Genomic DNA, 14,999 nt, shown 5'->3' on the forward strand with positions numbered 1-14,999 from the left:
GATGAAGGGGTTATACAAGAGGGGGCGCCGGATCGATCGAGGGGGAAAACTGCATGATGACTGTCGGACGATCCCAATAAAGTTTTCAAAGACGATCGCCAAACGTTAAACGTTCGCAGTTCTCGTTCGTCGATTCGGGTGCATCTTGGGGGCGATCGCGGCAAAACTTTGACAGAAACGGAGGTTGACCCTCATGAGTGCTACTTTTTGGCAGTGGCTGACCCGATCTTTGTTCCAGCATCCGGTATCGAACCCATCCTCTGAATTGAACCCGTCCGATTTCGATTCGATCGCGATCGTGGACGAACCGATTTACCCCTATCAATTGGGTCGGGTGCAGTTTCGTTGTTCCTGGTGGCCCGCACGCTGTTTGCAAGAAACCGTCATCTCTCCCGGTCAATTGGTTCGGGTCGTCGGTCAGCACAACATTACTTTATTGGTCGAACCCACGCGATTTTCGGTGAGAGATAAAACCCCTCAATCCCAGCCAGAGTAAGGCGATCGCCCGTTCCGGCACTCGGGGTTTCAAAAAAAATTTCAAAAATTTTTCAATTGATTTTGCTCTGGCTGCATAATTTGCCAGCCACGCTCCCAATAAATATGACATAGGGCGATCGATCTCTCTCGATCCCGACCGAACCATGCCGCCTGTCTATTTTCTGATTGTTTTCTGACTGTGTCCCACAGCAACAAGGATAATTATCATGACGTCCGATGGCATCTCGACCAACAATCCTCTCGACCAAAGTTTTGGCGGCGATCCTTTACTCGATGGGTTAGAACAAGATCTGCTCTCCGTAGGTCAACCGGAGAGCGGATCGAGTGAACCAGAGAGTTCGTTGAATCAAACGGGCGCGATCGGTGGAGAATCGAATGAGAATCTCAACCCCTATCCAACGGCAAACTCGTGGGATGAAGCGGAGAGTAGTTCATTTTCCGGGATCGATGTCGGTGAAGAAGGGTTAACGACGGATTCCGATCTCGATCCGGTAACCCAAGAACCCATCAGTGAGGAGGGGAGCGGTCTGACCGGGGATTTGGAACCCGATCCGCTCATTAATCCGGGGATGGAGAGCGAAGCGGAAACGGAGGCAGGGGACGAGGTTTCGGGGTCTAGCGAGAATAACGATGGAAATATAGATTTAGGTGAAGATGAGGCAAGTGAGGAAACAACGAACTCATCGCCAATTGTAAATGAGAATGATTTAGATTCAAACGAGAGTGAAATTGATTCTGATTTTGAAGACAACAGCGACACTGTAGAAAGTGAGAATAAGGTCATCAATGAGGGAGATTCAGATTTAGAAGATGGTGAAAGTCCTGAAAACTCCACTGAGAGCTCAGTTAATGAAGAGGGGAACGATCTAAGCACGGATAGTGAGGAACCTCCGACCGAAATGGGAGGGATGTCCAACAATCCGGTCAGTTCTGACAGTGAAACTGACGAAGTGACGGCAAGCGACGAAACGGTTTCCGAACAGGCGGGAGAAGATGAAAGTGAGTCCGATCCGGAACCGGAGGCGATCGCAGAAAATCCGCAAGATACCTTAGAACCTGATTCCGATCCGTCTTCCGAGTCCGACGTCGATAACCCGGTAGCCAGTGACGATAACGAAGCAGGGACGACTGAGGATAATTCCGATAGTAGTAATGAGAATGAGGGAAGCGAAGCAGAATTAACCGACCCTCTGGAAGAGAATTCCGGTGAAGAGGGTTCCGATAGCAGCGATGAGGAGACGGAAGCCGAGTTGAGCGATCCAACCGAAAACCGTTCTGGTGAGGATGCGGCGACGGAGGAGACCGGAAATAATAACAGCGATCCGGTGGTCGATGGCGATACTGGCGAATCGCCGATTAATTTTGACGTAGGCACCTTCACCGTGGGTGAAAGCGGTGAAGTGGGTATTGACTACCTCTTCGATGGCGGACGCTATCAGGGACAGGTGGCGATCGTCAGTTTGTCCGGAATGGAAGAGTACGAACCGGGTTCGGTCGAATTTATACAAGAGGCGGCTCGCCGTGCCTTAAGTGAGTCAGAATTGGGTCACATTGCGATCGACGACCTCAGCCAAGGGGCAAAATTCGAGGGTTCCCTCGGCGAACGCCAGTGGAATCGGGGAGATTATCAAGGGGTGAAAACCTTTGCCATGCGCCCCGGGGACAAGTTTTTTGTCATGATGGTTCCGAATGGGGCGATCGACCGCGTGGCGAACGATCCCGACATCGGTGGTGCCAGTCGTCCCCTATTTTCCCTCGCCACCGCCAATCCCGATGACGAGTATCATGTCGGCCAAGTTGCCGATATTACTGGGGATGGAAGTGCCTTTGCTTGGGAAGATTTGCGCGTCGATGCGGGTACCGATCGCGACTACAACGATATTATCTTCCAAGTGCGAGGAGCGAAAGGCGTTGCGGCTCACATAGATGATGTGGTCGATCCACAGAAGGATTGGCGCACGAGTGATATAGGTAAGGAATTGATTGATTATGTTACTTTACAACTTCCCGATGATCCGGTAGCCGAACAACCGGAAGAACCGATTGACGAACAGCCAGAAGACCCCGATGATCCGGTAGCGGAACAACCGGAAGAGCCGATTGATGACCAGCCAGAAGACCCCGATGATCCGGTAGCGGAACAACCGGAAGAACCGATTGACGAACAGCCAGAAGACCCCGATGACCCGGTAGTTGATGAAGATGACACCGACCCAGTAGTTGATGAAGATGATACCGACCCAGTAGTTGATGATGATTCTACTGATGAAGATGACACCGACCCGGTAGTTGATGAAGATGATACCGACCCAGTAGTTGATGATGATGATTCCGATCTAGATGATGTAGTCATCGAAGACCCGATCTTAGACGAAGAAAACACGGATGATGAGTATGTGCCTGATGTTCCTTTGACAATTGACGATCCCGTTATTACAGAGGAAGAAATTAAAGAAGAATTTGTTGATATATGGATCGCAGAAGATACTCAGATAGATGACTCAGAAGATGATTCTCATATTTCAGATGTAGTATCTGAGGATGAGGTGATTAACGTTTGGGATATCAAACGGGAAATCGATCCTGTCTGGGAAGAACTCGGTTTAGTTGGTAATCCGGGATCCTACTTTTTAAACCAAGAACCAGTAGTTACGGCTTATAACCAAACAGTGAATGCCGGTGCCAGTATTAGTCCGAGTTTCTATGTGAATGACCCTGATGGCGATCTCATCACCCAATACTATTTCTACGACAACAACAGCAGCAGCACCAGTGGTTATTTCACTTTCAATGGGGTTAAACAAACCAATCTCTTCTCTGTGACTCCTGACCAGAAGTGTTGAACGGTACTAATGAATTAGCATAAAATAGATACAAGAATCCTATGAAAAGCTGATTTCAGTGATGGAAAACTAGCTCTCTAAACCAGTGGACATAACTAATCTTTTCACACATAAAAGCCTGTAAATATCGCAACTTATCTAATAATGATGAACCCCATTCTTGGTTAATTTTTACTAATTTTAAAATTAGATATCCGATTAAACAGCAATAAATCTGGATTTCCATTCCATTCACATTTTTCGTGATAAATTTATCCAACTTTAAGTGCATTTTCAAGAACTTCCACAGCAATTCAATTTGCCAGCGTAGTCGATAAAATTCACCAATTTCTTCGTTACTTATTCCTCCTTCTCCTGTCTCTGGCAAATTCGTCACTAAGCGAAATTCAGTTTTTTCTTCCCGGTCGCAAAACATTACTACTCTTCCTTGTACTTGTGCTGTTCCTGTCCCCATTAAATATTCCCCATTCTCTAACATTTCTAATTTAATGTTTTTTCGGATTCTCAAGACGAAGTAGCGATTTTTTTGAGCTTGAAGTTGGGCAATTCTTTCTAAGCTGCAAAAACCTCTATCCATTACGGCGACTCCGTTTTCCGGCGTGGCTTCTATCGTTTCATTTCCATATTTGCTATCGTGTCCTTGACCCAAATGAATTGATATTCCTCCTGGGTTTCCTGTCACTAAGTTAATGCCACTAAACAGTTTCAATTGGTGATATCCTTGATGCCATAAGAGTTTACTCGTCAAAGTGATAATGGTTGAATCTAAAGGAAATATCATCAACTCTTTATCTGAATTTTGGGATTTTTTGGCTACTTCTTTTTTCAATTCATCCCACAATCGATGAAAAACTTCTGGACTACGAGTTTTACTGGCTTTTGAGAAGGTTGATATATCTACGGATTCTCCGCGAATATTTAGTCTTTTAAACAAACTTCTCATCGTTGTTTGACTCTGGTCTAAAATGAAATTTAGCCAAATTGAGACAAACTTGAAAGTGTCTAGTACTGGATAATCGTCTTGGGGCAGATGACTTAGATGTTTTTGGAGAATTTCAGGAAAGTTTGATACAATCATTGTTAAGTATTTATCGAAATATTGCCCCTATTTTACTTGATTAGGGACTTTTTTTGTCAAATTTCTCTTAACATTCAACACTTCTGACTCCTGACCAGTTCAGCAATGTGCGTTTTGTTGGTGGTTCCGTAGCTGGTACTGACAAAATTTCCATCGGCGCTTATGATGGTCAAGACTGGGGACTTCAATTTGCCATAATTACCACTCAAAAAGTTAACCAAGCCCCAGTCGTTACAGCTTATAACCAAACGGTAAACTCTGGTTCGAGTACCAGTCTGAGTTTCTCTGTCACCGACCCCGATGGCGATCAAATCCGTTATTACTATTTCTCTGACAACAACAGCAGCAGCACTAGCGGTTACTTCACCGTCAATGGTGTCAAACAAACTAGCGGATTCTATGTAGACCCAGACAAGTTAAACACCGTGCGTTTTGTTGGTGGTTCCGCCGCAGGCACAGACCCAATTCGGATCTGGGCTTATGATGGTCAAGACTGGGGATATAAAGATGCCACGATGACCACTCAACAAGTCAATCGGGCTCCCGTAGTCACGGCATACGATCGCACCGTAAACTCTGGTTCGAGTAACAGTCTGAGTTTCTCTGCCAGTGACCCTGATGGCGATCGCATCAGTTACTATTATTTCTCTGATTACAATACCAGCAGCACCAGTGGCTATTTCACGCTCAATGGTGTCAAACAGACTAGCTCATTCTCTGTAGCTGCTGACAATCTAAACACCGTGCGTTTTGTCGGCGGTTCGGCAGCCGGAACTGACGAAATTCGCATCTGGGCTTATGATGGTCAAACTTGGGGTTCCAACGATGCGACCATTACCACTCAACAAGCCAACCGGGCGCCGGTAGTCACCGCATACGATCGCACCGTAAACTCTGGTTCGAGTAACAGTCTGAGTTTCTCTGCCAGTGACCCTGATGGCGATCGCATCAGTTACTATTATTTCTCTGATTACAATACCAGCAGCACCAGTGGCTATTTCACGCTCAATGGTGTCAAACAGACTAGCTCATTCTCTGTAGCTGCTGACAATCTAAACACCGTGCGTTTTGTCGGCGGTTCGGCAGCCGGAACTGACGAAATTCGCATCTGGGCTTATGATGGTCAAACTTGGGGTTCCAACGATGCGACCATTACCACTCAACAAGCCAACCGGGCGCCGGTAGTCACCGCATACGATCGCACCGTGAACTCTGGTTCGAGTATCAATCCTGGTTTCTATGTCAGTGACCCCGATGGCGATCAAATTACACGCTACTATTTCTCTGATTACAATACCAGCAGCACCAGTGGCTACTTCACTCTCAATGGAGTCAAACAGACTAGCTCATTCTTTGTCGATGCTGACAAGTTAAACACCGTGCGTTTTGTCGGCGGTTCCGCAACAGGGACAGACCAAATTCGCATCTGGGCTTACGATGGTCAAACTTGGGGTTCCAATGATGCCACGATTACCACTCAAAAAGTCAACCGGGCTCCCGTAGTCACCGCTTATAACCAAACAGTGCGGCGTAACCAAAGTATCCAACCATCCTTTAGCGTCACTGATGCCGATGGAGATACCATGACTCGCTATGCCTTCTTTGACGGCAACACCAGCAGCACCAGCGGATATTTCACCGTCAATGGTGTCAAACAGGCAGCCGGTCAAACCTTCTATGTAAATGCAGACCAGCTCAATACCGTTCGCTTTGTTGGTGGCAGCAGCAACAGCAACGATTATGTTTACACCCGAGCCTATGATGGCAGTGCTTGGAGTAACTGGAAAGACTACTTGATGAAAACTGAAGGTGGTTCTAAGCCCGTTGTCAGTGCTACCGACCAAACTGTGAAGCGCAACCAAAGTATCCAACCATCTTTTAGCGTCACTGATGCCGATGGAGATACTATGACTCGTTATCGTTTCTTTGATGGTGACAACAGCAGCACCAGCGGTTATTTCACAGTTAATGGTGTCAAAAAAGCAGCCCACCAAACTTTCTATGTAGATGCAGACCAACTACACACAGTTCGGTTCGTAGGCGGTTCTGTGGCTGGTAACGATCGAGTATATGTATCTGCCACTGATGGACTTGACGGGTGGAGTACCTGGCAAGACTACTTGATGAAAACTGAAGGTGGTTCTAAGCCCGTTGTCAGTGCTACTGACCAAACCGTGAAGCGCAATCAAAGTATCCAACCATCCTTTAGCGTCACTGATGCCGATGGAGATACCATGACTCGTTATCGCTTCTTTGATGGTGACAACAGCAGCACCAGCGGTTATTTCACAGTTAATGGTGTCAAAAAAGCAGCCCACCAAACTTTCTATGTAGATGCAGACCAACTACACACAGTTCGGTTCGTAGGCGGTTCTGTGGCTGGTAACGATCGAGTATATGTATCTGCCACTGATGGAATTGACGGGTGGAGTACCTGGCAAGACTACTTGATGAAAACTCAAAGTGGTTCTAATCCAGTGGTGACAGCCAGTGACCAAACCGTGAATGCTAATGAATCCATGAAACTATCCTTCAGTGTCACTGATGCGGATGGAGATACCATGACTCGCTATGCCTTCTTCGATGGCAACAGCAGCAGTACCAGTGGTTATTTCACGGTCAATGGTGTCAAACAGGCAGCCGGTCAAACCTTCTATGTAGATGCGGATAAGTTGGATACAGTTCGCTTTGTTGGCGGTGCAGTAGCCGGTATTGATGGATTGCATGTCCGTACCAGTGATGGCGTTGACGGCTGGAGTGAGTGGACTAAATTTAATGTTTCCACAAAAGCAACAGTTATCAATGATTGGTTTGAGCAGAACATTAAAGATGCGGCAATTCGTTCTTTAGCCCGATCGCGCTTCCAAGATGGTGAACTCGATCGCAAAGATATGATTGATATCTTCATCAATGCTACAGACAGTGGGGTAGTCGATGCTTACGAATTTGCCGACCTGCAAACTTTAACCAGCAACAAAGACTACATTAAAATGCCCGATTATGTGCAAATCTTGTCCACCAAGATTTCCCACGGAAACCCAGCCAACAAGAGTTACCGAGGCACTTATCTAGGTAACTTACAAGCTGGCAGCAGTGGGGAACATCTTGGCAAGCTGATTAAAAAGCACTTCTTAGGCCAAGATCATCCGTTACCCAAAGGAGAGTATTCTTACGGCAGTGCATCCAACGTTGAGTATCGTTATGCAGAAGGTCAACTTTTCCAAAATGGCATCAGTTACGAAGATATAAAACAAGGAGCCGTTGGAGATTGTTACTACCTAGCCTCATTAGCCGCTGTTGCCCAGAAGACACCTAACGTCATTAAAGATATGTTTATTGACAATGGTATTGACGAGGATGGAAACCGCACTTATACCGTGCGTTTCTATAATAATGGTCAGGTTGACTATGTAACGGTCGATCGCTATTTACCGACCAATAAAAACAATGGATCGCTTCCTTTTGCTGGAGTGGGTAATGGCCATACTTACAAAAATTCCAACAATGAGTTGTGGGTCGCTTTAGCAGAAAAAGCCTATGCTCAAATGAATGAAGCGGGTTGGATGAAGCGGTACACAACAGACGAAGGAATTGACCTTCACGGACTCAATTCTTACAAAGGTATTGAAGGTGGTTGGACAAATGTTTCAGTGGCTCACATTAACAACCAAAGTGGCACCCGGCATTCCATTTCATCATCTACAGCTAGTAGCGTTGTCACCGCCTTTAATTTTGGCAAATTAGTTAACTTTAGCTCTTTAGGCAAAGAGGCCACACATGGCTCTCCTGTTGTTTCTAGTCATGCTTACACAATGGTTGATTACAATCAGTCTACTGGGAAGTTCAAACTGTTTAATCCTTGGGGATTAGATGGCGGAACAGAACCCGGTGACTCCGCTTTCAAACCGGGCATATTAGAAATGAGTTGGAACGAGATTAAAACATATTTTCGCTATTGGAGAGTGAACGGTTAAGGTGATTCATGCCACCTATTGTCCCTAGTTAGGTGGCAAGAGACTGGGATAATGCTTTCTCAGTCTCTTGCCGGAATTCTTGGAAAGTGAACAGCGGAAAAATATGGACTCTATCCCTTTTTTAACGATTAACAATCAGACCATCTCTCTGAGTCAAGCCATTGGCTATCTGAAAGCGTCGGGTAAATTTGGCCTATTTCTCTCAGAAATCTTGCGCCAATATATTCTCACCCATGAACTGGATGAACTGGAATCCATTGACATTGCTCTAGAGGAATTAGAACAAACCATTCTAAATTTTCGCCTAAATAATCAATTACTTGACCAGAACAAATTTCAAGATTGGCTGGTGAAAAATGGCATCAGTTATGTGAATTTTCGCCAGAGAATCACCAATGACCTGAAACTAGATAAGCTAAAAGCTAAGATTAGCGAACCCAAAATCGAGGAATATTTTAAAACGCAAAAACAATTTTTCGATCGCGTCGTTCTCTCCCGCATCATCCTCAACGATAAAGCCCTCGCCCAAAAATTAAACGAAGAACTCTTAGCAGACCCCAGAAAGTTTGAAACCCTCGCTAGAGAATATTCGATTACGGACGATCGTGTAGTGAACGGTATGATGGGCCCGGTCAGTCGTGGCACCTTGCCCGATATCCTCAAAAATCCGATAGAATTTTCTCCGGTTGGGGAAATTATTGGGCCGCTAGAAATTGACGAAAATTACGGATTATTTCGCGTCGAACAATTCCTCGATGCTTCTCTAGACGATCCTAAACTCAAACAAGAACTGCAAAATCAATTATTTGAGCAATGGCTACAAGAAAAATTACAAAGCTTGGAAATTAAACTAGAGGTTAAGTAATTGAATTTAAAGAAAGCGTTTTTTTGCCTTGGTAGGGTGTGTTAGTAGTAGGGTGGGCAGGGTTATAGAATCAGTTGTTACCAGCATCCAGTCTAGTCGCCCTGCCCACCCTACAAGCTTTTAATCGGTGCGATCGCCTCTTTTTCCCAGAGTGCGATCGCCTCTTTTTCCCAGAGTGCGATCGCCTTTTTATCCCAGAGAGCGATCGCTTTTTTCCCAGAGAGCGATCGCCTTTTTATCCCAGAGAGCGATCGCCTTTTTCCTCAGAGAGCGATCGCTCTTTTTCCAGAATGTGATCGCTTATTTTCTCCCAGAGAGCGATCGCCTTTTTCCCACAAACAACAGCCTCTCTTAAAAGCCCCCCTTTCCAAGGGGGGTTGGGGGGATCCAACGCTCTAACTGCCGACAAACACCCTCAAAATTCTGCAACACATCAACATTGGTAAACCTAACTACTGTTATCCCATATCCTTCTAAAATTCGCGTCCTCTCTTCATCATAGTCTTGACCCTGTTGGGTAAAATGACTCTCGCCATCAATTCCAATAACCAACTTCAAACTCGCGCAATAAAAGTCAACAATAAAATTATCAATGGGGCGTTGTCGCAAAATACGCAAGGGAAATTTTCTCAAGCAATCCTGCCAAAGTTTTTTCTCGGCAGGTGTGGGGTTTTGCCGCATTTGTTTAGCAATGGAGACAAGTTTTGGATTGTAGGGCAGGTGAAATTGGGAGTTAGTAAATTTTGTCACGATACCCCCTGGTTTCTCGATGAATGATAGGGATTGAGATAGTTTTATTTCTATTTTAGTGGAGATTGACTCTTCTTTCGGAGGGGATTTCCGGCGACACTACTAAGAGGCGATCGGGCGTGGGATCCCCCCAACCCCCCTTGGAAAGGGGGGCTAATTTATTTACATCTCGATTGAGAGCGATCGCCCTCCCAGAAATGCGATCGCCTTTTTCCCAGAGTGCGATCGCCTTTTTATCCCAGAATGCGATCGCCTCTTTTTCCCAGAGTGCGATCGCTTTTTTCCCAGAGAGCGATCGCCTTTTTATCCCAGAGAGCGATCGCTTTTTTCCCAGAGAGCGATCGCCTTTTTCCAAGACAGCGATCGCTCTTTTCTTGTTACAATAAATCATCAGAACGCAATTGGAGTTCTCCACTATGCCTGAGATGACTATAAAAGACGTGGAACGGATTGAGTCAATCCTCAGCGACGCTGGTTTGGACTGCCAACTCGAACTGGAAGAAGGTAGGATTATTATTAAAAATCCATCGGATCTTATCGCCAGTGAAGTCTCCGTCGAATTTGCCAGTCAACTAAGCAATTGGGTCAAACCCCGCCGTCTCGGTCGGGTATTTGACTCTGCTGGTGGGTTTATTTTACCCAATAGTGACCTGAAAGCACCCGATGTATCTTTTGTTTTGCGCAGTCGCCTCCCCAGAAGCGTTCGTTATTTTGCTACTCTCGTTCCCGATTTAGTTGTAGAAGTTAAATCTCAAAGCGATCGCATCAAAAAACTGCGGGAAAAAATTAAGGTTTATCTCGAACAAGGCGTACAAGTTGCTATCTTAATTGACCCGGATACTTGCCTAGTCGAAGTTTACCGTCCCGATACTTCGGTACAAACTTTGGGCAATGGTGATATTTTAACTGTGCCAGAATTACTCCCTGAATGGGAATTAGTCGTGGAAGAACTTTGGCCGGTAATATTTGAGGATGAAGAATAGGGTCCGTTTTTTATCTAGCTTCCAGTGAGGGAGAACTGCCTAAATCTCAGAAATGCGATCGCCCTCCCAGAATGCGATCGCTTCTTTTTCCCCGGAGTGCGATCGCCTTTTTTGCAGAGAGCGATCGTTTTCCAAAAAGCGGGATTTGTTGTAGGGGCGATTCGCGAATCGCCCCTACATTGCCGCTCGATCCCCTGTTTTTTTTCAGAGAGCGATCGCCCTTTTCCCATCAGAGAGCGATCGCCCTCCCAGAAATGCGATCGTTTTTTTGAGGGGCGATCGCCTTTTTTCCCAGAATGCGATCGCCCTCCCAGAAATGCGATCGCCTCTTTTTCCCAGAGTGCGATCTCTTCTCCTCCTCTAAGCTGAACTTTCTCGTCAAATAAACTCAACTTTATCCTGAATCTCTTCCGATTCTAAATATTCCCAAATCAAAGTTATCCCGCGCACGATATCGCCTATCGAGCGAGTCTTTTGCTGACAGTAAATAATTCCCCGATGACTGATTCCTATTTGCGCCATTCGCAAAAAATCTGTGTCTTGAGTAAAAATGACTCGCTCTTGTTCTCTACACAAAGCGATTTGTTCCTCATCTGACACGCCGATAAGACCGGATTCTGGTGTTGTGGTTACATCAATGCCTCGCCGTCGCAAACCCTCTGCTATGGCATTGCTGACATTTTCATCTAAATGAAACCGAATTGTTTTAGGCATTTCGATGCTTTAATTTTTCCTGAAGAAGGGAAGGAGTCTGTGCCTGCATCTCGCGGGCAAATGCTTCATCTTCTCGAAGTTGCCGCCTGATTTCTTCTCGATGGTCGTGATAGTATGCTAAAGCTGCATAAACATCTGCTAATGAGATCGATGGATGGTGGTACAGAATTTCATCTGGAGACATCCCCATTTCTTCATACCAAATAACAATATCCTGTACTTTAATCCGATGCCCTGCAATTCTTGGTTTGCCGCCACAAACACCGGGAGTGATTTCAATATGTTCGGTAATTACCATTTCCATACGCTGTTTTTTTGATGAGCTTATCTGTGGTTAAGGATTAGTTTAACACGAGAAACGGTTTCCGGAGGGCTGTTGAGTTTATAAAGTGCGATCGCCTTTCTCCCACATCCAATCCCGTCAATGGCAAAAAATGGCAAAAACTGCCATAATCGAGTCAGAAAGTTCACGAACTGAGGCTTATGAAAAGTATCAACATTTCTTTACCTGACTCGATGCGAGCGTATGTGGAAGAGGTTGTGGCAAAGGAGGGGTATAGCACCTTGAGCGAATATTTCCGGGAGTTGGTGCGTCAAGACCAGAAGCGCAAAGCTACGGAAAGGCTGGAAACTCTGTTGTTGGAAGGTCTCGAATCGGGAACTGCAACGGCGATCGCACCGCAAGATTGGCAAGATATTCGCTCGGCGGTACGTGAGAGATTAGCCAAACGCTCGCAGCCAACTGAGGACTGATGAGCAACGTTGGTAAACGCCCGCAAGTCATCCGTGATTTAATTGATTTGGCTACCTACATCGCTGAAGATAACTTGGATGCATCCGATCGCTTTTTACGGGCGGCAGAAAGTACCTTTCAACAACTGGGAAAAATGCCAGGAATGGGGAAAATCTGCTAATTTTTTAATCCTGGTTTGGCAGATATTCGGCAGCAGGGAATTAAAGGGTTTAAGAAGTATCTGGTTTTTTACCGAGTTACCGATACTGGCGTGGAAATTATCCGGGTGATTCATGGAGCAAGGGACATTGAGGCTATTTTAGATGATGGAGATGAGGAGTGAGGCTTTGGGCAATATCCAAGGCTAAATTTGTTTCGGGGGTTGGAGAAAGAGCGATCGCCTCTTTTTCCCAGAGTGCGATCGCTTTTTTCCCAGAATCCGATCGCCTTTTTCTCAGAGTGCGATCGCTTTTTTCCCAGAATCCGATCGCCTTTTTCTCAGAGTGCGATCGCCTCTTTTTCCCAGAGTGCGATCGTTTTCCAAAAAGCGGGATTTGTTGTAGGGGCGATTCGCGAATCGCCCCTACATTGCCGCTCGATCCCCTGTTTTTTTTCAGAGAGCGATCGCCCTCCCAGAAATGCGATCGTTTTTTTGAGGGGCGATCGCCTTTTTTCCCTCAGAGCGATCGCCCTCCCAGAAATGCGATCGCCTCTTTTTCCCAGAGTGCGATCGTTTTCCAAAAAGCGGGATTTGTTGTAGGGGCGATTCGCGAATCGCCCCTACATTACCGCTCGATCCCCTGTTTTTTTTCAGAGAGCGATCGCCCTCCCAGAAATGCGATCGTTTTTTTGAGGGGCGATCGCTTGGTAGGGTGTGTTAGGCGGCTATCATTTACCAAAATAATTTGCTCGATCCAAAATCCCGCCGTAACGCACCGAAATTGCTAATTCCAATTCCCAATTAAAGTAAACGCCGACCAATAATAGGGATGAGAAAAATTCATTCCCTCAAACTGAGCCAGTTCGGGAGGAAGTGCCAAAGTTTCTCCGGTAGACAGATATAATAACCCATTTTTTACCTCAACTTTCCCTTGCAATAACGCTAACTGGGACTCTCGTAACGCCTGGACTTTAATCGGCGTTTTCCTTAAATGATGGTAAAACTCGCTCATCAATCCCAAAGTTGCCGCATCGCTGACGTACCACAAACTCCCCAACACCGACTTGACCCCAGAAAGAACCGCCAATCCGGCAAAACCTAATTCCGCTTGTTCTTCCCCTAACGCGGTGCGACAGGCACTTAAAACTAACAGTTCGATTGGCGGATTTTCTACAGAAGTCCAGCCCAATTCTTGGGCTAATTGTCGAAATTGAACTAAGTTTAATTTGTCTTCAAAAAACTGAATGTAAGAATTCTCCAATCTCCCCGGTTTGAACTCGGCGTGAGTAGCTAAATGAATCACTCCAAAATTTTGACTGGCAGCTTGTTGTTTGAAATTATCGAGGGTGAATTGTTCGTTAATAAAACTTTCCCCCATCCAAGGAATTTCTAAGATATTTGTTACTTCTAAAGGGACTCCAGGAAGGGCAGGCAAGCCTTCAAACTTCGCCGACCCCATGGCCAACACGGGACGATCGCGAATATCTACATAAGTGATGTCGGTTAAACCAAAACTGGGGACTAAAGAAACGCCGTATTTTTCAATCAGGAACTGTTCGCCATCATGCAACACGGCTAAAGGCAGATATCGCAAGCCGGAATCCATCGAAAACACTAAATTTTGAATATTTTCTGCTTTTAGTCGATCTTCAATCGGCGCAATAAGTAACTGATATAGTTTTTTTGAAAGGGGTAAATATTGTTGCGAGTTTCTATATTGTGGAGAAAGAATTTGTAGGCGAAATTTCGTTACATCTGCTAAAAGTTTTTGGCGATCGACATCGGGAACGATCGCTTTTTGCGTAAATTGCTTTTGTCGGTCTTGAGTAAAAATATTTGTTAATATTTCTGGATGCTTTACCCTAGAAGAAACTAAACTTTGAGATAAAGATTCATCGGGAAAAACGGTGACGATATCTAACGATCGATCGCGGGACGTCACATAAATAAATGCCGATTTTTGTCCGGTGGTTTGCCACAAGTCATACAACGTTTTAGCGATTTCTTCAAGGGAGGGAATTTCACCGAATAAATCGACGCCTAAATAGTCGCTAAACTCGATCGCCTGGTATTCTTCTATAAATTCGAGGGAAATATCAATTTCGAGTTGTTCGAGTTGACTTTCATATTCGCCGCGATCGATTTCATCATCAAAATAATCAAATTCCTCATCAAATTCCTCATCAAATTCCTCGTCAAATTCCTCGTCAAATTCCTCGTAAAACTCTTCATCAAATCCGAAATCTTCGAGATCCGGTCCGGTAATATCCGACATATTCGGTCCGGTAATATCCGATTGATTTCCCGTTTGTGTCAATCCCGGACAAGTCGCGATCGCCAACCCTGTACCAGTAACGATAATTACCCAAAGGATTCGATGTATTTTCATCGTTCAAATCGA

At 45.4% G+C, this 14,999-nt stretch carries 15 protein-coding genes and 1 pseudogene; 8 read left to right on the forward strand and 8 right to left on the reverse strand.

Features of this window, described 5'->3' with window-relative positions; genetic code table 11:
- The first annotated feature begins 193 nt into the window (after nucleotides 1-193).
- Nucleotides 194-496, forward strand: coding sequence for an NfeD family protein (locus tag HCG48_RS03900; RefSeq protein ID WP_168567987.1), 303 nt, complete (start codon nucleotides 194-196; stop codon nucleotides 494-496).
- 208 nt (nucleotides 497-704) lie between these two features.
- Nucleotides 705-3,341 (forward strand): DUF4114 domain-containing protein, encoded by a 2,637-nt coding sequence (locus tag HCG48_RS25380; protein ID WP_246259884.1) that lies wholly within the window; start codon nucleotides 705-707, stop codon nucleotides 3,339-3,341.
- A gap of 55 nt (nucleotides 3,342-3,396) precedes the next feature.
- On the opposite strand, the gene HCG48_RS03910 is transcribed toward HCG48_RS25380, so the two are convergent.
- Nucleotides 3,397-4,416, reverse strand: coding sequence for an IS4 family transposase (locus HCG48_RS03910; protein WP_168571696.1), 1,020 nt, complete (start codon nucleotides 4,414-4,416; stop codon nucleotides 3,397-3,399).
- Between the two features lie 110 nt (nucleotides 4,417-4,526).
- Here HCG48_RS03910 and HCG48_RS03915 point away from each other — a divergent pair, with 110 nt between their 5' ends.
- The 3 genes from HCG48_RS03915 to HCG48_RS03925 all read left to right on the forward strand — a co-directional run bounded on the left by HCG48_RS03915 (nucleotide 4,527) and on the right by HCG48_RS03925 (nucleotide 9,554).
- Nucleotides 4,527-8,393 carry a C2 family cysteine protease gene (locus HCG48_RS03915; RefSeq protein ID WP_168567988.1) on the forward strand — a complete coding sequence of 1,289 codons (3,867 nt, stop codon included), beginning with the start codon at nucleotides 4,527-4,529 and terminating at the stop codon, nucleotides 8,391-8,393.
- Between the two features lie 67 nt (nucleotides 8,394-8,460).
- Nucleotides 8,461-9,258, forward strand: coding sequence for a peptidylprolyl isomerase (locus HCG48_RS03920; RefSeq protein WP_246259886.1), 798 nt, complete (start codon nucleotides 8,461-8,463; stop codon nucleotides 9,256-9,258).
- A gap of 74 nt (nucleotides 9,259-9,332) precedes the next feature.
- Entirely contained in the window at nucleotides 9,333-9,554 is a 222-nt protein-coding gene (locus tag HCG48_RS03925; RefSeq protein ID WP_168567989.1) for a hypothetical protein, read from the forward strand.
- Nucleotides 9,555-9,609: 55 nt separating this feature from the next.
- On the opposite strand, the gene HCG48_RS03930 is transcribed toward HCG48_RS03925, so the two are convergent.
- Together HCG48_RS03930 and HCG48_RS03935 are read right to left on the reverse strand one after the other, a co-directional pair.
- A complete protein-coding gene (locus tag HCG48_RS03930) occupies nucleotides 9,610-10,008 on the reverse strand; it encodes an endonuclease domain-containing protein (protein ID WP_168567990.1) in 399 nt (132 codons plus the stop codon).
- A gap of 55 nt (nucleotides 10,009-10,063) precedes the next feature.
- The gene (locus tag HCG48_RS03935; protein WP_168567991.1) at nucleotides 10,064-10,399 is read right to left on the reverse strand and encodes a hypothetical protein; all 336 of its coding nucleotides are present in this window, start codon (nucleotides 10,397-10,399) and stop codon (nucleotides 10,064-10,066) included.
- 25 nt (nucleotides 10,400-10,424) lie between these two features.
- On the opposite strand from HCG48_RS03935, the gene HCG48_RS03940 reads away from it, so the two are divergent.
- Complete coding sequence (locus HCG48_RS03940) at nucleotides 10,425-10,991, forward strand: Uma2 family endonuclease (protein ID WP_168567992.1); 567 nt, start codon at nucleotides 10,425-10,427, stop codon at nucleotides 10,989-10,991.
- A 14-nt stretch (nucleotides 10,992-11,005) separates the two neighbouring features.
- Here the strand turns inward: HCG48_RS03940 and HCG48_RS03945 are convergent, their stop codons facing one another.
- From HCG48_RS03945 to HCG48_RS03955, 3 genes are read right to left on the reverse strand one after another with little or no spacing between them, the layout of a single operon-like run.
- The gene (locus HCG48_RS03945) at nucleotides 11,006-11,383 is read right to left on the reverse strand and encodes a hypothetical protein (RefSeq protein WP_168567993.1); all 378 of its coding nucleotides are present in this window, start codon (nucleotides 11,381-11,383) and stop codon (nucleotides 11,006-11,008) included.
- Complete coding sequence (locus HCG48_RS03950) at nucleotides 11,370-11,705, reverse strand: DUF5615 family PIN-like protein (RefSeq protein ID WP_168567994.1); 336 nt, start codon at nucleotides 11,703-11,705, stop codon at nucleotides 11,370-11,372. The genes HCG48_RS03945 and HCG48_RS03950 overlap by 14 nt, the downstream gene beginning before the upstream one ends.
- A complete protein-coding gene (locus tag HCG48_RS03955) occupies nucleotides 11,698-12,009 on the reverse strand; it encodes a DUF433 domain-containing protein (protein WP_168567995.1) in 312 nt (103 codons plus the stop codon). Before HCG48_RS03955 ends, HCG48_RS03950 begins: the two co-directional genes overlap by 8 nt.
- A gap of 179 nt (nucleotides 12,010-12,188) precedes the next feature.
- Between HCG48_RS03955 and HCG48_RS03960 the strand changes: the two genes are divergently transcribed.
- The gene (locus HCG48_RS03960; protein ID WP_168567996.1) at nucleotides 12,189-12,458 is read left to right on the forward strand and encodes a ribbon-helix-helix domain-containing protein; all 270 of its coding nucleotides are present in this window, start codon (nucleotides 12,189-12,191) and stop codon (nucleotides 12,456-12,458) included.
- Nucleotides 12,458-12,781 (forward strand): annotated as a pseudogene (locus HCG48_RS25755) (type II toxin-antitoxin system RelE/ParE family toxin). Before HCG48_RS03960 ends, HCG48_RS25755 begins: the two are co-directional and overlap by 1 nt.
- A gap of 155 nt (nucleotides 12,782-12,936) precedes the next feature.
- Here HCG48_RS25755 and HCG48_RS03970 read toward each other — a convergent pair.
- Together HCG48_RS03970 and HCG48_RS03975 are read right to left on the reverse strand one after the other, a co-directional pair.
- The gene (locus HCG48_RS03970; RefSeq protein ID WP_168567997.1) at nucleotides 12,937-13,179 is read right to left on the reverse strand and encodes a hypothetical protein; all 243 of its coding nucleotides are present in this window, start codon (nucleotides 13,177-13,179) and stop codon (nucleotides 12,937-12,939) included.
- Nucleotides 13,180-13,382: 203 nt separating this feature from the next.
- Entirely contained in the window at nucleotides 13,383-14,987 is a 1,605-nt protein-coding gene (locus HCG48_RS03975; protein ID WP_168567998.1) for a CHAT domain-containing protein, read from the reverse strand.
- Between the last annotated feature and the right edge of the window lie 12 nt (nucleotides 14,988-14,999).

Origin of the sequence: Oxynema aestuarii AP17 (assembly GCF_012295525.1) — a bacterium.
GTDB classification, from domain to species: domain Bacteria; phylum Cyanobacteriota; class Cyanobacteriia; order Cyanobacteriales; family Laspinemataceae; genus Oxynema; species Oxynema aestuarii.

Bases quoted from the DNA above. Each gene is read 5' to 3' on its own strand.
- HCG48_RS25380 (WP_246259884.1), top strand. From the start codon at position 705: ATGACGTCCGATGGCATCTCGACCAACAATCCTCTCGACCAAAGTTTT.
- HCG48_RS03960 (WP_168567996.1), top strand. From the start codon at position 12,189: ATGAAAAGTATCAACATTTCTTTACCTGACTCGATGCGAGCGTATGTG.
- HCG48_RS03940 (WP_168567992.1), top strand. From the start codon at position 10,425: ATGCCTGAGATGACTATAAAAGACGTGGAACGGATTGAGTCAATCCTC.
- HCG48_RS03935 (WP_168567991.1), bottom strand. From the start codon at position 10,399: ATGATTTATTGTAACAAGAAAAGAGCGATCGCTGTCTTGGAAAAAGGC.
- HCG48_RS03900 (WP_168567987.1), top strand. From the start codon at position 194: ATGAGTGCTACTTTTTGGCAGTGGCTGACCCGATCTTTGTTCCAGCAT.
- HCG48_RS03950 (WP_168567994.1), bottom strand. From the start codon at position 11,705: ATGCCTAAAACAATTCGGTTTCATTTAGATGAAAATGTCAGCAATGCC.
- HCG48_RS03955 (WP_168567995.1), bottom strand. From the start codon at position 12,009: ATGGAAATGGTAATTACCGAACATATTGAAATCACTCCCGGTGTTTGT.
- HCG48_RS03975 (WP_168567998.1), bottom strand. From the start codon at position 14,987: ATGAAAATACATCGAATCCTTTGGGTAATTATCGTTACTGGTACAGGG.